Origin of the sequence: Paracoccus sp. IB05 (genome assembly GCF_016405985.1) — a bacterium.
In the GTDB taxonomy this organism is placed as follows: domain Bacteria; phylum Pseudomonadota; class Alphaproteobacteria; order Rhodobacterales; family Rhodobacteraceae; genus Pseudogemmobacter.
This window is the reverse complement of the sequence record NZ_JAEFCF010000108.1, coordinates 1-511: the sequence shown is the minus strand read 5'-3', so window position 1 is coordinate 511 and position 511 is coordinate 1. Positions and strand designations below refer to the sequence as shown.

Below are 511 nucleotides of genomic sequence, written 5' to 3'. Positions count from 1 at the left end.
GGCTTTGTTGAGCAAATCCGGTTATGTCCGGAGTTCCCCTTTCCCCTGACAGACCTATCCCGCGCGCAGCGTGAGGGGCGTTCCAAGGGCGGTGAAGCGGTTCAGGATGGCCGCCCTGATCTGAAGCTCGGCCACCTGTCTGTCGAAGCAGCGCGACATGACGCGCTCTCCCAAGAGTTTGAAGCAGCGCATCTTTGCCTCGACCAGGCTTCGTCGGTGATAGCCGGCCCAGCGTTTCCAGATCGCTCGGCCAAGACGGCGGCAACTGCGCAGGGCGTTGTTGCGCGCGACCGCCCCTGCCGTGTGTTCCTTCCACGGCTTGCCGTTCCTGCGGGGCGGGATGACTGCCGCTGCCCCGCGCGCCGCAATGGCGGCGTGACAGGCCCGCGTGTCATAGGCCCCATCGGCGGTGACCATGCCCAAGGGCTGATCGCCAGGGATCTGGTTCAGCAGGTCGGGCATAACGGGCGCATCGCCGATCCGGCTGCCTGTGATCTCGATAGCCCGGATT

At 65.4% G+C, this 511-nt stretch carries 1 protein-coding gene; it reads right to left on the bottom strand.

Annotation, left to right across the window (positions count from 1 at the left end):
* Positions 1–54: 54 nt before the first annotated feature.
* A partial coding sequence (locus JC607_RS25260) for an IS5 family transposase (RefSeq protein ID WP_198839452.1) occupies positions 55–511 on the bottom strand: 457 nt, incomplete at its 5' end.